This is a genomic window from Armatimonadota bacterium (assembly GCA_013314775.1).
Lineage (GTDB): Bacteria > Armatimonadota > Zipacnadia > Zipacnadales > JABUFB01 > JABUFB01.
In genome coordinates, this window is sequence record JABUFB010000011.1 from 114,039 (window position 1) to 129,431 (window position 15,393).

Below are 15,393 nucleotides of genomic sequence, written 5' to 3' on the forward strand. Positions count from 1 at the left end.
CGTCCCCCGATACGGGCCTCCGCGCCTCACCCTACTCCCCTGGGAAGCCTTCTCGCCGCAGTCTCTCTCCCACCGCACGCAGGACGGGCTCGTCCTCCGGGTCCAGCGAGCCATCCGCCAGCGGCGCGGTGTTCAGGAGCAGATTGTAGCCGTTCTCCCGCGCGTAACGGATCGTCTCCCAGACTTCCTCCTCGGTCTTGTGCTGGCCCGCATCTGCCTGGGTGTAGCCCCAGCCCTTGCCCATGGTGGTGCAGATCTCCCCAGGCTTGCCCGAGGTCTCCACGGCCTTATGCTCCGGGGCGAAGAAGTCCTCGGTGCCCAGAAGCCCCTGCTTGTAGGACACCAGCACCTGCGGCTGGAGACTGTGGATGTGGTCGTACAGCTCCTGGCAGCGGAACTTCTCCCGGTCTCCGGATAGCGGCACCGCGATGCCGTCCAGCCAGATCGCAGCCACCGGCCCGTAATTGGTGAGCAACTCGGTGATCTGCGCGGTCATGAATTCCAGGTAGATCTGCAGATCGTGGGCTTCTCCTGTGGCATAGGAGGGTTCCGGCGGGTCATACTCAGGCCGGGCCGCGCCGCCCCACTCGTCGTTGTTGGGTGCGTGCGGATGACGCCAGTCGCGACCGTGGGAATAGTACAGGCAAAGCCCCAGCCCCGCGTCGGCGCACGCTTCGGCAAGCTCGGCCACCAGGTCTCGACCGCAGGCATTCAGTGTGTTGAAGGGAGTATAGTCGGTGGCGAACAGGCAGAAGCTGTCATGGTGGCGCGTGGTGAGGTTCACATATTTCATGCCGCAATCCACTGCGAAATCTGCGATGTACCTCGCGTCGAAACCTTCGGCGGTGAAGTCGTCCATGAGCTTCTGGTACTCATGCACCGGGATCTTCTCTCGATACTGGACCCACTCGTGCCGCCCCAGCAATGAATACAGGCCATAATGCAGGAAAAGCCCGTATCTCGCCTGGCGGAACCACTGCACGGCTGCCTGGCGCGGATCAACTGCATACAGGTCCTCGTATCCAGCCAGATAAGGCGGAACGCTTGGCATCGTGAGCCTCCGTTATCGGATGCCGACCATTACGGCCGGCGCCCTGTCGCGACCCCGAAGGAACCAAATCGCGGCGACATCGGTCCAGGAAGGCGGAATCCAGGTCGAGACGACACCGGGTAAGGTGCCGGATGACGTCAAGGATACCACAAGTGGCGACGACGCGAACACGGGTCTCTTGTCGGCGCAGGAGGATTTGCCGGTCCGCGCAGGCAATACTCCAGCATACCAGCGGGAGGGAATTCGGCGATGTCCATAGAGATCAGGGCCCTGCGCCGAGATGAACTTGACGTCCATGACCAGCTTATCTTCGACGCCTATCGCGAATACAGTCGTGATGGGCAGGATCGCCGCTGGTGGCTGGATGTGGCTCGGCACGATCCGTACTACTCGCCCGAACAGACCCAGGTGCTCATCGCTGACGGCGTCATGGTCGCGAGCGTCACCGCATACTGGCGCGAGATGTACTGCGCCGGGACCACCGCGCGAGTGGGCGCCATCGGCAGCGTCGCCACCCATCCCGACCATCGCAAGCGAGGATATGTGCGCACGCTCCTGAACGCCTCCTGCGAGTGGATGCGCGACAACCAGTTTGACTTCAGCTTCCTGTTCGGGCGCGAGGAGGTCTACGGGGGCAGCGGCTGGCGCATGTTCTCGGCCTTCGGGGCATCGGTAGACGCCCATCTTCCCGCCGAAGCACCGGCACAAGTGCGCCAGGCCGAGTTCCCGGCTGACATCCCGGTGCTGCAGGCGGTCTATGACTCCTTCAACGCCGGCCTGACGGGCACCTTCGTCCGCTCCACTGATTACTGGGCGAGCCGGGTCACCTGCGGCTATTTCCGGGACAACACCCGCTCGTTCTTCATCGTCGAGAGAGACGGCGATCCCATAGGGTATTTCCGCTCCGACAGCGAAAGCTCAGTAACGGAGTTGGGCTGGAAGCGCAATGTCGAGGGTGCCGGGCCGGACACGGTCGGGACAATCCTCTGCCAGTGGCCGGACCGCGAAGTGCGGTTCGGTTGCTGGAACCGCGACTTGCAGGCAGCCCTCGACCCGTACCTGTGGGCTCCCAGCCAGGCGGTAATGCGCGAGAAATCGTCAGCCATCCACCTGAACGAGACCAACAGGGGGCTGTGGAAGTACATTGGCCCGGGACGTGGCGAGTTCCCGCAGGTCACGGATACGGAAAGCATGATCGCCTTCCTGCACGCCCAAGATTACACATTCTGGAGCGGCGTGGACAACTTCTGAATACAGCCCACCAGCCGCCGTCGGAGTCGAGAGCCAATGATGCCCAACCGACACAGTACCCCATCTGCAGCCGACCTCCTGGTCATCCTGGCGACCTCCGCCCTGCTTTCGGCGTGTGCCATTGCGTCCGCGGAGCCCACCCTCGCCAACCCGGGCTTCGAAGACGGACAGGCGGGGTGGGACGCCGCCCTGTTCCAGCGCCATGAGGGCCTGGTGGTTATCGACCGCCAGAAAGGTCGCGGGGGCAATGTGAGCCTGCGCATCGGCAACCGTCGCGGGACGGAGAATGCGGAACTGGCGCAGACCATCGAGGGCATCGAGCCCGGTACCGGCTACGAAGCAACTGTCTGGGTGGTGAGTGACGGAGCTTCGACGCCGATTCTCGCCGGCCTGCGCCTTGAGTTCCTGGACGCCGACGGCAAGTTGGTCTCCAGACGGCAGACTCGCCGTGCAGTGGGCAGCCAGGACTGGCAGGAACTGCGCCTGAACGCCACTGCCGGACTGGATGCCCGCAAGGTCCGGCTGCGGCTGCAGGTGTTCGGCCAGGGCACGATCTGGTTCGACGATGTGCGCCTGAAGACCCTTGGGCCCCCGTCGGGGCTGGTGATCGAACCCGAACGCCAGCGCATCGATGCCGGGCGCGGCGCGAGGGTCAGGGTCACCGCACGACTGCCCCAACCGTGGCAGGGCGAAAGTGCTCCGCCCTTCAAGGTCTCAGCAAACCGCCTTCCCGACGGCGCCGCCCACTCGCCGGACATTCAGGTGAATCAGACCGCGCCCGACCGTTTCGACATTAGCTTCGAATTGCCTAGTGTCACAGCGGGTGGCTACCGAATCACCTGCGCTCTCCCCGACGGCAAGGGTCTCGCGCAGAGTATGGTTTACGTGCCTGCACCGAACCGAAAGCCCGCGGGACTCAGCGATGACGGGATCATCATGGCGGATAAGGAGCGGTTCTTCCCCATTGGCCTGTGCCACGTTGGAGTGCGCAGTTATCCCGAAGTAGCTCGGCAGGGGTTCAACTGTGTGCAGGGAGCGGCCTCTCTAGACCCCGCGGCCCTGGGATCCGCTCTCAAGGCCGCGCAGGACGCCGGCCTCCTGGTGGATGTGCCCCTCTACGCGGGTGGTCAGGTCCGCGCGAATCTTCCGGCTTCCGCCGAGCGCATAAGGCGCTACGCTCAGCACCCGGCGGTGCTGAGCTGGAAGCTGCTGGACCAGCCGGAGCACCATGGTGCAGTGGCTGACGAGGTCCCCGAGGCCGCCACGAAGCTCAAGGCGCTGGACGGCCGGCATCCATTCGCCCTGTCAGTCGCGGAACAGGCGGGATTCCACCTGTGGGCGGGATTCTGCGACGTCCTGCAGGTGCCGGGCTACGTGGAGTCCGGGCAGCCCCTCGCATCCGTGGGCGAGCGCGTTGCCGCAGCGAAGGGAGTCCTCGAGCCCTGGCAGAACCTCACCGTACTCCTGTCCGCCGGGTGGCGTACCGACCCGGAGACCCAGCCTTCCTTCGCTCAGGCCCGGACAATGCTCTACCTTGCGTTGATCAACGGGGCACGCGGGGTCTTCTGGTATGCGTACAAAGATCCGGGCTGGTCCCTGGCCCAGACGCCTCTTTGGGAACGTTTCAAGGAAATCAATGAGGAGACCAGGCAGCTGTCCGGTCCATTGCTGGGGGGGACAAAGGTGGAAGGCCCCTCCCTCGAACCCGCAGACTCCGGGGTCCAGATGCTCGCCGTGGACTACGGCGGCAAGCGCTATGTGCTCCTTGCCAACCCAACCAATGAGAAGGTGCGGGTAACTGTGGACACTGGCCTGCGGCTGGATGCCGCCCCGTGCCTGCGCGGGCGCCCGGCGGAGGTCCAGGATGGCAAGGTCGTCCTCGAACTGCCGGGCCCGGGAGCCGAAACCCTTGTGCTGCAGGAGCCGGCGGCCACTCCGGCCGGGAGCGAGAAACAGGCGCAACCCTGATCCGGGGCCCGACCCTGTTCGCGGCGCACCTGGCGCCCCTGGTCAGGGCGGCGAAAGCGTCCCGGGGGCCGCCTACGTGACAGGGGCCGGCATTTCCACGATGTTCACCGCGGCAGCGTCGAGATCATTGCCGCAGGTAAAGACGATCACCTGGTGTGTCTCGGCGGCTGACTTCAGCGCGTCAACAGCCGCCTTGCGCCGATCCGGGTCGAAGTTCACCAGAGGGTCATCCAGCAGAAGCGGCGGTCCTCCCTGGGGCCATAACATATCCACCAGCGCCAGGCGCGCCGCGAGGAATACCTGTTCGCGGGTGGCGCAACTCAGTCCCCCGTGCTGACCGCGGCGTCCAGGGCCAAGCCCGATCTGCCGGTCGCTGCCGGGACAGGTAACCACCGGCCCCATCTCATTGTCCAGTTCGACCTGGCAATATCTGTCCTTTGTGAGCTGGGCCAGCAGTTCTCCCATCCGCGGCGCGATGTTCTCGGTAACCGATGACAAAACGTCATTGGTGGCCTGCTCAATCACTTCGCGGGCCAGAGTGTAGACGGCCAGACGTTCCTCCAGCAGCCCCAGTTTCTCGCGCAGCCGGCTGAGCCTGCCTTCGAGTTGCGCCACGGAATCCTGGTCGTGATGCGAGACTTCAAGCACTGCCTCGCATCTCAGGCGGGTTGCATCCACCGTTTTTCGCTCTTCCTTCAGGCGGGCGATTTTCGTCTGGAGTTCCTGGTACTCTGTCGGAGACAGAACCGCGAGGGCGAGCTCCGGCCTCTTCAGTTCTTCCGTGATTCCGCGCAACTCAACAGCCAGTTCACCCCGGCGCCGCTCCAGTTCTTCCAACGTCTGCTCACCCAGTTCACCCCGCAGCTGGTCCTGCCTGCTGTGCAGGAGCCGCAGCGCCTTGCTCCGCGACTGAGCCTCCTCAACCAGCCTGGCCACGGAATCCAGCCCGGTGGTGCTCAGTGCCTGATCGAGTTTCTCCTGGAGCGCGCGGACGATGGCCTCTCGCTCATTGATGCGTTCCTCGAGTACCGCAATGCTGCTGCGTTCGCTTTCCAGTGCTGCTTCCAGACCGATGCGCTGCCGTTCGTTTTCCGCGATTTCTTCGGCCACTGCGTCCAGGTCCTCGCTGCCCACCAGGGCGATAGCCTGGGCAAGCTGGGTCTCCAGCCTTTGCGCAAGCTGCATCGCAGCCTCCTGCGCCGCCTTGTACTGCGCGAGACGCTCGGGCAACTCGCGCCACCCTTCCGGCGCTCGGAGGGAGAACCCGATGGCCGCCAACACCAGGCCGGCCACTGCGCCGGCCAGGTAGGCCGGCGCCAGAGTGCTCAGCGCGATGCCAGCAATAGCGACAATAGCCCCGGCGATGATCAACGCTTTCCTGGGTGCGATCTGGCGCGCTCCTTCGGCGATCTGCCGGGCGCAATCTGCCGCCTGGCGTGCGTTTTCGGCGGCTTCCGTACGCGCGTGAACCAGGTCTGCCCGGAGCCGCCGCGCCTGATCAATCTGCTCGCGTGACACCGTGCTCTGCGGCAATCGCGCAAGCTCCCCCTCGAGACGCTTGCGGTTATCCTCCATGGCGCGCAAGTCCGCGCGGTCTCGCTCCAGTTCCTCCTGGCGCTCCTTTATGCGCGTGGCCCAACTGCTTACCTCGACCGCAAGGGTCTCATCAACAGTGGGCCGGTCGGCCAATCCGCGTTCAAGGGTCGCGATGTCTCCCTGCAGTTGGGTGATCCGCTCCACCCGTTTTTCGATGACGTCCGCCTGCTTGCGCAGCTCGCTGGCCTGTCGCTCCAGTTCCAGCGCCTTCGCCACCCGCTTCTCGAGTGCCTCGGCCTCGGCGAGCTCGCTTTCGAGTGCCTCGGCCTTGATGTTTGCTTCCTCGAGTTCGAGCCGCGCCCGGCTAGCCCTGTCGTAATCTTCCACCGCACGGTCAAGCTCTTCGGCCGTCCGGGCGATTTCGTCCTCCACTTGCTTGAGCGCACCCATGTTTCGCGAGGGCCTGTGGCGCCCGAGTTCCAGGTTCCCGATGGCCCTGTCCAGAGCCCTCAGGATTGCCTGGACCTGGGCGCCTTCTGCCCCGCCGGTGAGGTTCTGCTGCAATGATTCCTGGAGTTTCTGCCCGGCGATGACCTGCGCCCACTGCTGCTGCTGCAGACATGCCGTGGCCACGTACAACTCGTGACTGTCCACTCCGCTGATCTCGGTGATCTTCGCCGCTATTTTCTTTTCGTCAGTGATTCTGGTGCCGTCGGGCAGTGTCAGCACGCCCTCGCGTGCCTCGAAGTCCTTGGTCAACAGGTATTCTTCTCCATTGACGCTGATGACCCCGCTGAGTACTGGTGCGGCTTCAGCGCGCCAGGACTTGACTCCATTCAGCGCGGTGGGCGCCAGGGCGGGCTTATCGAAAAGCAGCGAGATGATTGCCGCCTGCAGGGTGCTCTTGCCGGCCTCGTTGGGCCCGCGCACCACGTTGAGCCCCGGCGCGAAATCCGCCGAAAAGTCATCCAGGCCGCGGAACCGTTGGACGCGGATGCGTTCTAGGATCATGGTAGCACATCCTTGCCCTGGAACAGCGCCAGCGCCAGTTGCATGGCTTTCGTGGCCACCTTCTTGGCCTCCGTGTCCTCCCGTGCGTCCGCCTGCTTGATCCGCTCCTGAAAAAGACTCACAGCTCGTGCGGCGATCATCTGCGACCGCGCGCTGTGCGGGTCCAGCTCGCTGATCACTGGCACCGTCGCATCTTTGATGCGCAGCCGGAAAAACCCCGGTTCAAGCTCCTCCTGCAATCGCGCCAGATCCAGTGTGAAACCGTCAGGGGCCAGGCCGCTGATTTCCACGTCCAGCAAGAGGTTCTCGTCGGACATGGCCCGGATCGCTTCGTAAACCGCTTGCTCATCCGGCTGCAGTTCCGGGTTTAGCTCCAGCTTCTCGGTGCGCAAGACCCCGGTGCGCTCTCGCCGGATGCGAACCCCATTCGCCCCCAGCGTCACAAGATACACCCCACCGGGGTCCCGCTGTGCGACGTTCACAACCTCCGTGGCGCCCGGGAAATGAGCCGGTACACCTCCGGCGCTGTAGTCACCGGCATCGTGCCAATGGCCCAGTGCGACGTAATCCATGCCGCACCCGGCGATCTCATCGCTCTCGATGCGCCAGGCTTCAGTCTCGTTCAGACCGGGGATTACCACAGCGCCGTGAGCCAGGGCGACATTGAACCGCGCTGAGGGGTCCGGCGCCAAGCCTGCCAGCGGAGAGTGCCTGGCGACATTGCAGGGCTGCGGGTTGCCATGAAACGCCACCGAACCATCCGGCAGACGCACCGAGCCTGGCTCTCGCCACACATGCACGCCCTCCTGGTTGAGTTCAGGCCGGTGCCAGATGCTGGATGGCCCCAGACAGTCGTGGTTGCCGGGCAGGATGAAACAGGGGATCGGAGGGGCGACGTCGCGCAGGCTACGCAGGCCGTCCAGCATTGCCGCGAAGGTACGCTCCGACGGCCGGGGGTTGTAGAACAGATCGCCGACGATGCAGACCGCGGCCACTTTTTCGACCCGCGCAACCTCCAGGGCCCGAGCGTAAGCATCGATGAGCAGTCGCTGGTGCCTGCCCACCCGATCACCGAAAGCCTCACCGGAACCGCCGAGATGGCAGTCGGCCATATGCAAAATAGTGACGTCCATAAACACGTCTCCCGGCCCTGAGTGTGGAGTACATCCGTGTAAGCAAAGCGCGGATCTCGGGGCATCGTTCACGACGCGCCGCGGTCAGGCCGCTGTCTACCACATTCTACCACAACGCGGCGCACCGGTCCCGGCGGTCGAGACCCGGTGCGCCGTGATGGTCATCCCCGAAAGGCACTACGACATGTCGATCTTCACATCATCCGCCACACCGCCCAGGAGGGTGTAGTCCGTGGGTACGGTCTGCAGGATGGAGCCCGGGACGAACCGGCTCACCGGGCCATGCGCCACGAGCCGAGCGATGAACCGCTGCCAGGACATGGGTGTCCCGGGACCGCACATGCCGTCCAGCCAGAAACTCCGGTGCTTCGCGCCGAGAATATCCGCCGGGGCGATGCTCGCAGCCTTGGGCGGCACCCAGCTCCAGTCGCCGCCGAAGGAATGGAGGGCGTTCTGCATAATCGTCATCGGCGTGAGTTCCACGATCTGCGCCGTGGCTTTCTTCCACTCGGTCAGATTCGGGTAGTTGTGCCCGAGGCTGGATTCCCAGAACGCGATGTGTCCGCACCAGCCAATCCCGCCGTAGCAGCAGTCCGCGCCGCCGGTATCGGCGATCATCTTCGAGTAGTCGTTGATATTCGCAGTGTTCGGGAAGTGAATGTTCTCTTCCTTCGGCCGCAGCTTCTTGTTGATTCTGCCGAAGAAGTTGGCCATCATCGCTGTGGCGAAGCTGCCCTCCCAGTCGGGCGGCGCCGTCTGACCATTCTCGTCGGCGTACTCGTCCATATTGAACGTGATGAGGTGTGAGCAATCAATGCCCAGTTCATTGATGATCCGGGCGGCGATGGCGTACTGCGGAACGGGACCCACGGGCAGAATGAGCACACACGGCCGGGCTTCCTCGCGTGCCTGGACGATGCGCGTCACGATATCCATCGCGAAGGCGGCGTAGAACTCCTCGGTGGTCTCGATGATCCTGATCTTGAAGTCCTTGTTGTCGTGCTTCGTGATCTGACTGCGCTTGATCGCCCGGACCCTCGCACACGCTTTCGGGTCCTGGAAGTCGATGAACTGCGCGAGAGCAGGCATGAAGGCCATGCTCCATCCCTCCTTCGGGTGATTGCATCAGACTTTCGGCAGGTATGTTACTTCCGCGCCGGCATGCGGGTTCCCTTCCGTCTTTCAAAAGCAAGACCTTTCTATTCGCCGGTTGGTCGCGTATGATGCAGCGGCAGCCCGCGATTCCATTCTGAGCCGGAGCCACCACCATGGCAGATACCAACCCGATGCAGTTGTTCCAGCAGGAAGCGCCGGCAGTCGCTGCCGGTTTCGACGCGCTGATCCAGAGTCTCATCGGCTACGAGGGCCTCGACGGACGCACGAAGCAACTGATCTATATTGCCCTGAAAGCAGCCGCGGGCGACGCCACCGCGGTCGGGTTCCATGCTCCCATGGCGAAGCTCGCCGGCGCCACCCGGGACGAGGTGAAGGGCGCGGTGCTGATGACCCTGACCACTTGCGGGCTGCGGGGTGTCACGACCTGCCTGCAGGCCGCCCTGGATGGCTACGATGACGGCAATACGCCGAGCTGAACCTTCAATGCCTTAGAAAGGTCGCGTTTTCGGGGAGGAGATCGGCCGGCGGCCGGCGAAATCCAGGCAGTCGGACCGACCACCAAATACTGCCGGCACGGGACGGAGAGTGGCCAACTTGCCGCAGGACCAGTCCACACTGGGCGTCGTCGAGACCGGGAGACTCCCTTTCGCTGATGCCCTGGAGTTGCAGTCCGCCGCTGTAGCCGCCCGGAGCCGGGGCGACATCGGCGACACGCTCATCGTCACCGAACACGACCCGGTGGTCACCGCCGGCCGCGCAACGTTGCCCGACGAGCTGGAGCAAGCGGCACGTCTCTCGGCGTTCGGGCTCAAAGTGGTTCCAGTAAGCCGGGGCGGACGCATGACCTACCACGGACCCGGACAGCTCGTGGGGTACCCGATCGTTGACCTGCGTGCCCGCGACCTCGGCCTGCACGCGTATGTCCAAACCCTCGAGGAAGCCCTGGTGGACGCGCTGACACAACTGGGGCTGGAGGCGCGCTCGAGGGCCGGGCTGCGCGGTGTCTGGATCGAGGACCGCAAGACGGCGTCAATAGGCGTCGCCGTGAGGCGCTGGATCTCCTACCACGGGTTTGCGATCAATGTCGACTGCGATTTGGAGGTCTTCAGCACCTTCGTCCCGTGCGGCATTCAGGGCGTGCAGATGACCAACCTTGAGCGCGAACTGGGCTCGCCCGTGGACCGCAACCAACTACAGCAGTTAGTTGTCGAAGCATTGAAGACGCGGTTCGGCTACGAGACGGTGCGTCATCTGCCAGTCAGCGCGATTACCATCCAGGCGTGACGCCGTCCCCACCAATGACGCCGCCGTGACCTGCCGCGTAACCAACCCGTTCAACGGTGCATTCCATGGCCTACGACGAACGCGAGCGCATCGAACGTGCGTACGGACGAATTGCGGCTGTCCAGGCCTTGCCGGCTGCGGTGGGTATTCATCTGGGCATGGCGATCGTGTGTTTTTCGGCTGTCTATACCGGCTGGCAGAGCACAATCGTCACCATGCCTCAGTGGGCGGTGATGCTCCTGGTTGGCGTGGGGCTCATCTACTGTGGTCTGCGTCGAGGTGCCGCGACGGCGGTGCGCTGCCATGTAAGAATGCTCCTCGCCCTCGGCGGACTAATGGCCTTCCAGCTTTGCTACGAGCCCCAGCTTGCCAACATCCCACGGTTCGGAGAGGAGCTGCCCGAGGTATTTACCTCCACCTATCCGAGCATCGCCATCGTTGGTGCCACCGTCATGCTGGTCTCCTGGCTGCTCTACGTCGGCGGTGGGGGCCAGTTACCGCTGGGAGTTATCCCCCTGCGCAACTCGGTGGGCATTGCGGTGTCCCTGGTCGCGGGGATCGCGCTGTTCTGCTACTTCATGCTTCACGGCCCCCATGACCTTTTCTTCGCTGAGGCCCTGCGGCCAATGCTGCGCGCAGCCCAAGCCGGAATCATCGCCGGGGTACTGCTCAGCGTCGGTGGCGGACCCGGAATTCACCGCATCCCTCATCTATACATCGGGCTGACACTCGTCCTTGCATTCCTGCGGAACCTGGCGTTCCCCATGCAGTAGATGCTCGCGGAAGGGAGCACTACGAAGCGCGACATGAGTGAAAACACGGCGCCCCACGCAAAGAGCCCCGCGAGCGGCATGGGCCGGCTCGAACTGGCCGTCCTCGTCCTGATCGCCCTGTCGTGCTCGCAGATCGGCTACGTAGGCCACCCGCGGTACGGACCTTTCATCGCCGTGGCCGACGTCTTCTGCGCAGGCGTGTTCCTGGTATGGTTGGCAGTCTCCCTGCACCGCCGTGGCCTGAGAGGGCTGCCTTGGCCGTGCGAACCGATCCTCGCCTGGATCGCCGTGGGTGCGCTGTCCATATCCGTCGCCGCCACGGACGCCACCGGTGCCATCTCCCTGTCGGGCGTGAAGAGCGGAATCATCGAGATCGCCCAACTTGCCCTGTATTTCGTGGGCGCATTCATGATCTTCGTGGATGTTCTGAAGGACCGCGCCCGACTGCGCCGAGCGCTCGTGGTTCTCCTCGGTGCGACGTCAGTGATCGTTCTGTGGGGGCTTTTCCACTACATCACCCAGAGTGACGTAACCCAGGTAAAGGCCTCTTTTGGGAACCGCAATGTTTACAGCGCGTTCTTGGTAATGGTTGTGCCGCTCCTGTTCGGGTTCTTCATTTACGACCGTTCCAGGGGTTTCAAGGCCTGGGTGGTCTGCCTCTTTGGGATCGCGGCTCTGACCATGCTGGGCCCGCCGCACGTCTGGATCATGACGGGCCTCGTAGCCTGGGTGGGGTTCCTGCGCGGGCGGCTGTACAGAACCGCGCTGGTCCCGGCACTCGTGGCCTTCACGGTGCTGGTCACCCTGGCTATCCCGCGGAACCGCACGGCCAATGTGACGGATCTGCTGGACCCCTTCGAACGCGAGGATCTGTACAAGCTGGAAGCCACAATGGACCTGCCCGAAGACGGCGAAGGGCCGGAAGACCCGGAAGCCGCCGAGATGCAACCGGAACCCGAGGTGCTAATCGTCAAGAAACGCTGGCTCGAGTGGCAGCCAGCACTTGCAATGATGTCGGATAACATCGCCCTCGGCGTGGGCGCGGGCAGTTTCCAGCGCCGCATCGGCGAGGCGATCTACTACGGCAGTCTGCCGAACGTGAAAAAGTCGGAGCCGGACACCAACAACCTGTATCTTGTCGTTGGGGCGTCCATGGGCTTCGGAGGGCTGGTCGCACTGATCGCGGCCCTTGCGTGGCACTGGCGCAGGGCAACGCGCTTGTGGCTGCGGGCCGGGGAGAGACAAGAGCTTGGACTGGCAATCGGCCTGCCGGCGTCTGTAATGGGGATTGCGATAGCAAACCTTTTCACCAGTCTCTTCGTCAGAGGCGTATGTATCATCTGGGCATTGGTGTTCGCCATCATCGTTGTGGCGACCGCGCATGGGAGCCAAGAGTCTTCCGACGATGCCCGGCAAGGCTAAGCAGGACCGGGAGGAACAGTCATGACTCGCAGGACCGCAGCTGGAATCGTCATCGCTTTGCTGGTACTCGGGGTATCAGCGGCCTGGTCGGCCGACATCGTTGTCGAGGGTGAGAGCTACAACAGCATCAAGGCATCCATGGTCAAGACGGCTGACAGCACCGCATCCAAAGGCTACTGCGTTGCCATACCGCTGCGCAGACCTCACGCCACCACCGAAACGGGACCTGGAGACGACGGCCACGCGGCCTACAAGATCAGGGTCCAGAGCGCTGGAACCTACCAGTTGTGGGTGCGCGCTCATTGGCACGATGCCTGCGGCAACTCCTTCTTCGTTCTTGTGGACAGCACAAGCGTGAACAAGGCGACCCCGTATGTCACGGACCAGACGTTCGGCAAGTGGCATTGGGTCGCCGGCCCGACTATCCGCCTGAGCGAAGGCGTTCACACGATCCGCTTCCAGAACCGGGAAGACGGGGCGAAGTTGGACCAGTGGATGCTGACAACCAAACCAAAGAACCGCTGGGTCCCGGTGCGCGTACAGGACGAGACCCGCGAAGCTATCGTCAAGTAACCGGGATACCGCCGGCCAATCTTAGCACCGCATCGACATCCGGCGGCTGATGACGAAGCACCTCTTTGCCTGTCTTCGAGCCCCTTGCGCCCGGGATCACGGGCGCGAGGGGTTTGCTGCAAGAGGCCGATAGGTTTCGGAACGCGAAGAACGACGCACCTAAGGAACGTCGGGAACATATGACCCATTCTCGCTGCACAGCAATTGCCGGCATTGTAGGACTGGCGCTGTTCATCGTTCCCCAACTCGCCCTGGCCTGGGAAGTCGCAGACAGCGAAGGCCAAGGCGCATTCGCGATGGGCCTGCAGTTCACCGTCCAGGACCCCGCGCGCCTGGAATTGCGGGTCATGTTCGGCGCGGACAAACCCGAAAACCCGAAGAGCTATCATCTCCTCACAGTCCATCGGGGCAAAGCCTTTTTCTCCCGCGTGGACAACGGGGCTGAGACTGCTCTCGGGCTTCCCGGCGACCTGCCCGCCATGCAGTCGGGAGACGAATTGGAACTCTATCTCCACCGCAGCGCGTGGCGCATGGCCTGCATCATTGGTGGACGGGTGGTCACTCGCGCCTTCGACAGCACTCCTGGTGGGCCTGTGATCGCTTACGAAGCGCCTGCGGGTGTTCAGGTCCAGGATGCCTGGGTTCAGCCGGTCGGGGAGATCGAGGCAGACGATACTTTCGAGCGCACGGAAGAAGAAGAGGCTGAGCAGGCCAAGTGGGAAACCCTCAGCGGCAAGTGGGAGCTCATCAGTCTGCGAGAAGATCGCCAGGCCGGGCAGATGCAGGCCGACAAGACCACCAATGCTTTCAGCTACTTCGGCACTTCTGAGGGCCCCGGTCTCGCACGCCTCGGGGACTGGTTCTGGCGCAACTGCGAGTATTCTCTGGCTGCCCGTTCACGCGGCGCCGACACCGTTTTCGGGCTGGCATTCTACGTGCAGGACGCCGAGAACTATCTGCTGCTTCGTTGGGACAACCGCTTCACCGCTGCTCCGGGTGGGGCGTATCTGCGTCTGGACGCCGTGGTGGACGGAAGGGTCGAGACCTTGGCCCAGCGCCCCGGCGGGCATTTCCCCGACCAGTGGTACCAACTGACCGTGCGCGTCTGCGACGAACGTATCTTCTGCTACGTCGACGGCCAGTTCATGCTTGAGGGCGCCTCTCCCCTCTTCGGCCAGGGCCCCGTCGGTCTGTATGTCGAGGGCAAGGACGGTGCGTGGTTCGATGACGTGCACGTCCATGACTGGAGTAACCTTGTGGAAGAGTTTGAAGCCGATGAGCCCGGCAAGTGGGTGACTTCGGCGGGGAACTGGACCATAGCCAACGGCCGGGCAACACCTGCCGCCCAAGGCGTCAATCGCCTGTCGACGGGCCCCGCGGACTGGTCGGACTACACGGTAACCGCGCGGGTAGAAGGATCGGCGGCGGCCTGGGGCCTGTCGGTGGGTCACACCGGTCCGGTCGCCAGTTTCCTGTTTCGCTGGTCCGCGCCAGGCAAGGCGCAGATCGTGAAGATATCCGAAGACGGCAGCGAGTCCGTCCTCGCGGAGGCTCCAATCGCCGAGGGCCTTCCCCCTCAATACACCGCCGGCGTGGTGGTGGAAGCCGGATACATTGCCGGCCTGCTTGACGGGCGGCGAGTGGTGGACTGCATCTCGCCACAGACCCTTGCGGGTGGGGTGGGCCTGTACGCCAGGACCCCGGAAAATGCCAGGTTCGAAAGTCTGCGCGTTGAACCTCTGCCGGAGCGCACCCTGGCCCGCATCACCAAGGAGTTCACGGACGAGAAGGAACACTTCGAGATGGTGGAGTGGGCCAGCACGCGGCACAATTGGATCAAGCCGGAGGACAATGCGAACCCGCCGGTCTGGTGGACAAAAGGCGACTACTACGGGCCGCTGGAAGTCCGCATTGCGCTGCAGCAGATCGGCCAGACTGAGGGCACGCTTGAGTTGAAGCTCACCCCGGACCGCGGCGCTGAAGCCCCTGAATACCGGGTCACAATCGCCGGGAGAAAAGGTTCGCAGCTACTCACGGTCGTGCTCCTCCGGGGCGAAACGAAACTCGCTTCCGGCGAGTTCACTGCTGCCGGCGCTGAGAGCCAGATTTCCGTCGAGCGCCGGGGCAGTTTTCTCACTGTCTCGGCCGACAGCAAGCCGGTTATCGAGTACCGACTGCCTGACGGCGAGCAGTGACAGGCGCGCAATCTGGCGGAAAAACACTCCTCTGCGTTTGGAGAGTCGGCGCGAGGACAACCCTAACTGAGGACGGGCTG

At 63.7% G+C, this 15,393-nt stretch carries 12 protein-coding genes; 8 read left to right on the top strand and 4 right to left on the bottom strand.

Annotation, left to right across the window (positions count from 1 at the left end; translation table 11 throughout):
- Positions 1 to 31: 31 nt before the first annotated feature.
- Positions 32 to 1,051 carry an alpha-L-fucosidase gene (locus tag HPY44_14990; protein NSW57319.1) on the bottom strand — a complete coding sequence of 340 codons (1,020 nt, stop codon included), beginning with the start codon at positions 1,049 to 1,051 and terminating at the stop codon, positions 32 to 34.
- 249 nt (positions 1,052 to 1,300) lie between these two features.
- Between HPY44_14990 and HPY44_14995 the strand changes: the two genes are divergently transcribed.
- Positions 1,301 to 2,302: a GNAT family N-acetyltransferase gene (locus tag HPY44_14995; GenBank protein NSW57320.1), complete on the top strand. Its 1,002-nt coding sequence runs from the start codon at positions 1,301 to 1,303 to the stop codon at positions 2,300 to 2,302.
- Between the two features lie 36 nt (positions 2,303 to 2,338).
- Complete coding sequence (locus HPY44_15000; protein ID NSW57321.1) at positions 2,339 to 4,270, top strand: carbohydrate binding domain-containing protein; 1,932 nt, start codon at positions 2,339 to 2,341, stop codon at positions 4,268 to 4,270.
- Between the two features lie 72 nt (positions 4,271 to 4,342).
- On the opposite strand, the gene HPY44_15005 is transcribed toward HPY44_15000, so the two are convergent.
- The 3 genes from HPY44_15005 to HPY44_15015 form a co-directional block, all read right to left on the bottom strand.
- A complete protein-coding gene (locus HPY44_15005; GenBank protein NSW57322.1) occupies positions 4,343 to 6,817 on the bottom strand; it encodes an AAA family ATPase in 2,475 nt (824 codons plus the stop codon).
- A complete protein-coding gene (locus tag HPY44_15010) occupies positions 6,814 to 7,950 on the bottom strand; it encodes a DNA repair exonuclease (protein NSW57323.1) in 1,137 nt (378 codons plus the stop codon). Before HPY44_15010 ends, HPY44_15005 begins: the two co-directional genes overlap by 4 nt.
- Positions 7,951 to 8,127: 177 nt before the next feature.
- Positions 8,128 to 9,048, bottom strand: coding sequence for a hypothetical protein (locus HPY44_15015; GenBank protein NSW57324.1), 921 nt, complete (start codon positions 9,046 to 9,048; stop codon positions 8,128 to 8,130).
- A 170-nt stretch (positions 9,049 to 9,218) separates the two neighbouring features.
- On the opposite strand from HPY44_15015, the gene HPY44_15020 reads away from it, so the two are divergent.
- From HPY44_15020 to HPY44_15045, 6 genes are all read left to right on the top strand, one after another.
- The gene (locus HPY44_15020; GenBank protein NSW57325.1) at positions 9,219 to 9,542 is read left to right on the top strand and encodes a carboxymuconolactone decarboxylase family protein; all 324 of its coding nucleotides are present in this window, start codon (positions 9,219 to 9,221) and stop codon (positions 9,540 to 9,542) included.
- 118 nt (positions 9,543 to 9,660) lie between these two features.
- Positions 9,661 to 10,350 carry a lipoyl(octanoyl) transferase LipB gene (gene lipB / locus HPY44_15025; protein NSW57326.1) on the top strand — a complete coding sequence of 230 codons (690 nt, stop codon included), beginning with the start codon at positions 9,661 to 9,663 and terminating at the stop codon, positions 10,348 to 10,350.
- Between the two features lie 65 nt (positions 10,351 to 10,415).
- Complete coding sequence (locus tag HPY44_15030) at positions 10,416 to 11,123, top strand: hypothetical protein (GenBank protein NSW57327.1); 708 nt, start codon at positions 10,416 to 10,418, stop codon at positions 11,121 to 11,123.
- Between the two features lie 33 nt (positions 11,124 to 11,156).
- Positions 11,157 to 12,545, top strand: coding sequence for a hypothetical protein (locus HPY44_15035; GenBank protein ID NSW57328.1), 1,389 nt, complete (start codon positions 11,157 to 11,159; stop codon positions 12,543 to 12,545).
- Positions 12,546 to 12,566: 21 nt separating this feature from the next.
- A complete protein-coding gene (locus HPY44_15040; protein NSW57329.1) occupies positions 12,567 to 13,118 on the top strand; it encodes a hypothetical protein in 552 nt (183 codons plus the stop codon).
- Between the two features lie 179 nt (positions 13,119 to 13,297).
- Positions 13,298 to 15,313, top strand: a complete 2,016-nt coding sequence (locus tag HPY44_15045; protein NSW57330.1) for a hypothetical protein — start codon at positions 13,298 to 13,300, stop codon at positions 15,311 to 15,313.
- Positions 15,314 to 15,393 lie beyond the last annotated feature (80 nt).

Coding starts and splice junctions, on each gene's coding strand:
- HPY44_14990 (NSW57319.1), bottom strand. CDS start 1,051: ATGCCAAGCGTTCCGCCTTATCTGGCTGGATACGAGGACCTGTATGCA.
- HPY44_14995 (NSW57320.1), top strand. CDS start 1,301: ATGTCCATAGAGATCAGGGCCCTGCGCCGAGATGAACTTGACGTCCAT.
- HPY44_15000 (NSW57321.1), top strand. CDS start 2,339: ATGATGCCCAACCGACACAGTACCCCATCTGCAGCCGACCTCCTGGTC.
- HPY44_15005 (NSW57322.1), bottom strand. CDS start 6,817: ATGATCCTAGAACGCATCCGCGTCCAACGGTTCCGCGGCCTGGATGAC.
- HPY44_15010 (NSW57323.1), bottom strand. CDS start 7,950: ATGGACGTCACTATTTTGCATATGGCCGACTGCCATCTCGGCGGTTCC.
- HPY44_15015 (NSW57324.1), bottom strand. CDS start 9,048: ATGGCCTTCATGCCTGCTCTCGCGCAGTTCATCGACTTCCAGGACCCG.
- HPY44_15020 (NSW57325.1), top strand. CDS start 9,219: ATGGCAGATACCAACCCGATGCAGTTGTTCCAGCAGGAAGCGCCGGCA.
- HPY44_15030 (NSW57327.1), top strand. CDS start 10,416: ATGGCCTACGACGAACGCGAGCGCATCGAACGTGCGTACGGACGAATT.
- HPY44_15035 (NSW57328.1), top strand. CDS start 11,157: ATGAGTGAAAACACGGCGCCCCACGCAAAGAGCCCCGCGAGCGGCATG.
- HPY44_15040 (NSW57329.1), top strand. CDS start 12,567: ATGACTCGCAGGACCGCAGCTGGAATCGTCATCGCTTTGCTGGTACTC.
- HPY44_15045 (NSW57330.1), top strand. CDS start 13,298: ATGACCCATTCTCGCTGCACAGCAATTGCCGGCATTGTAGGACTGGCG.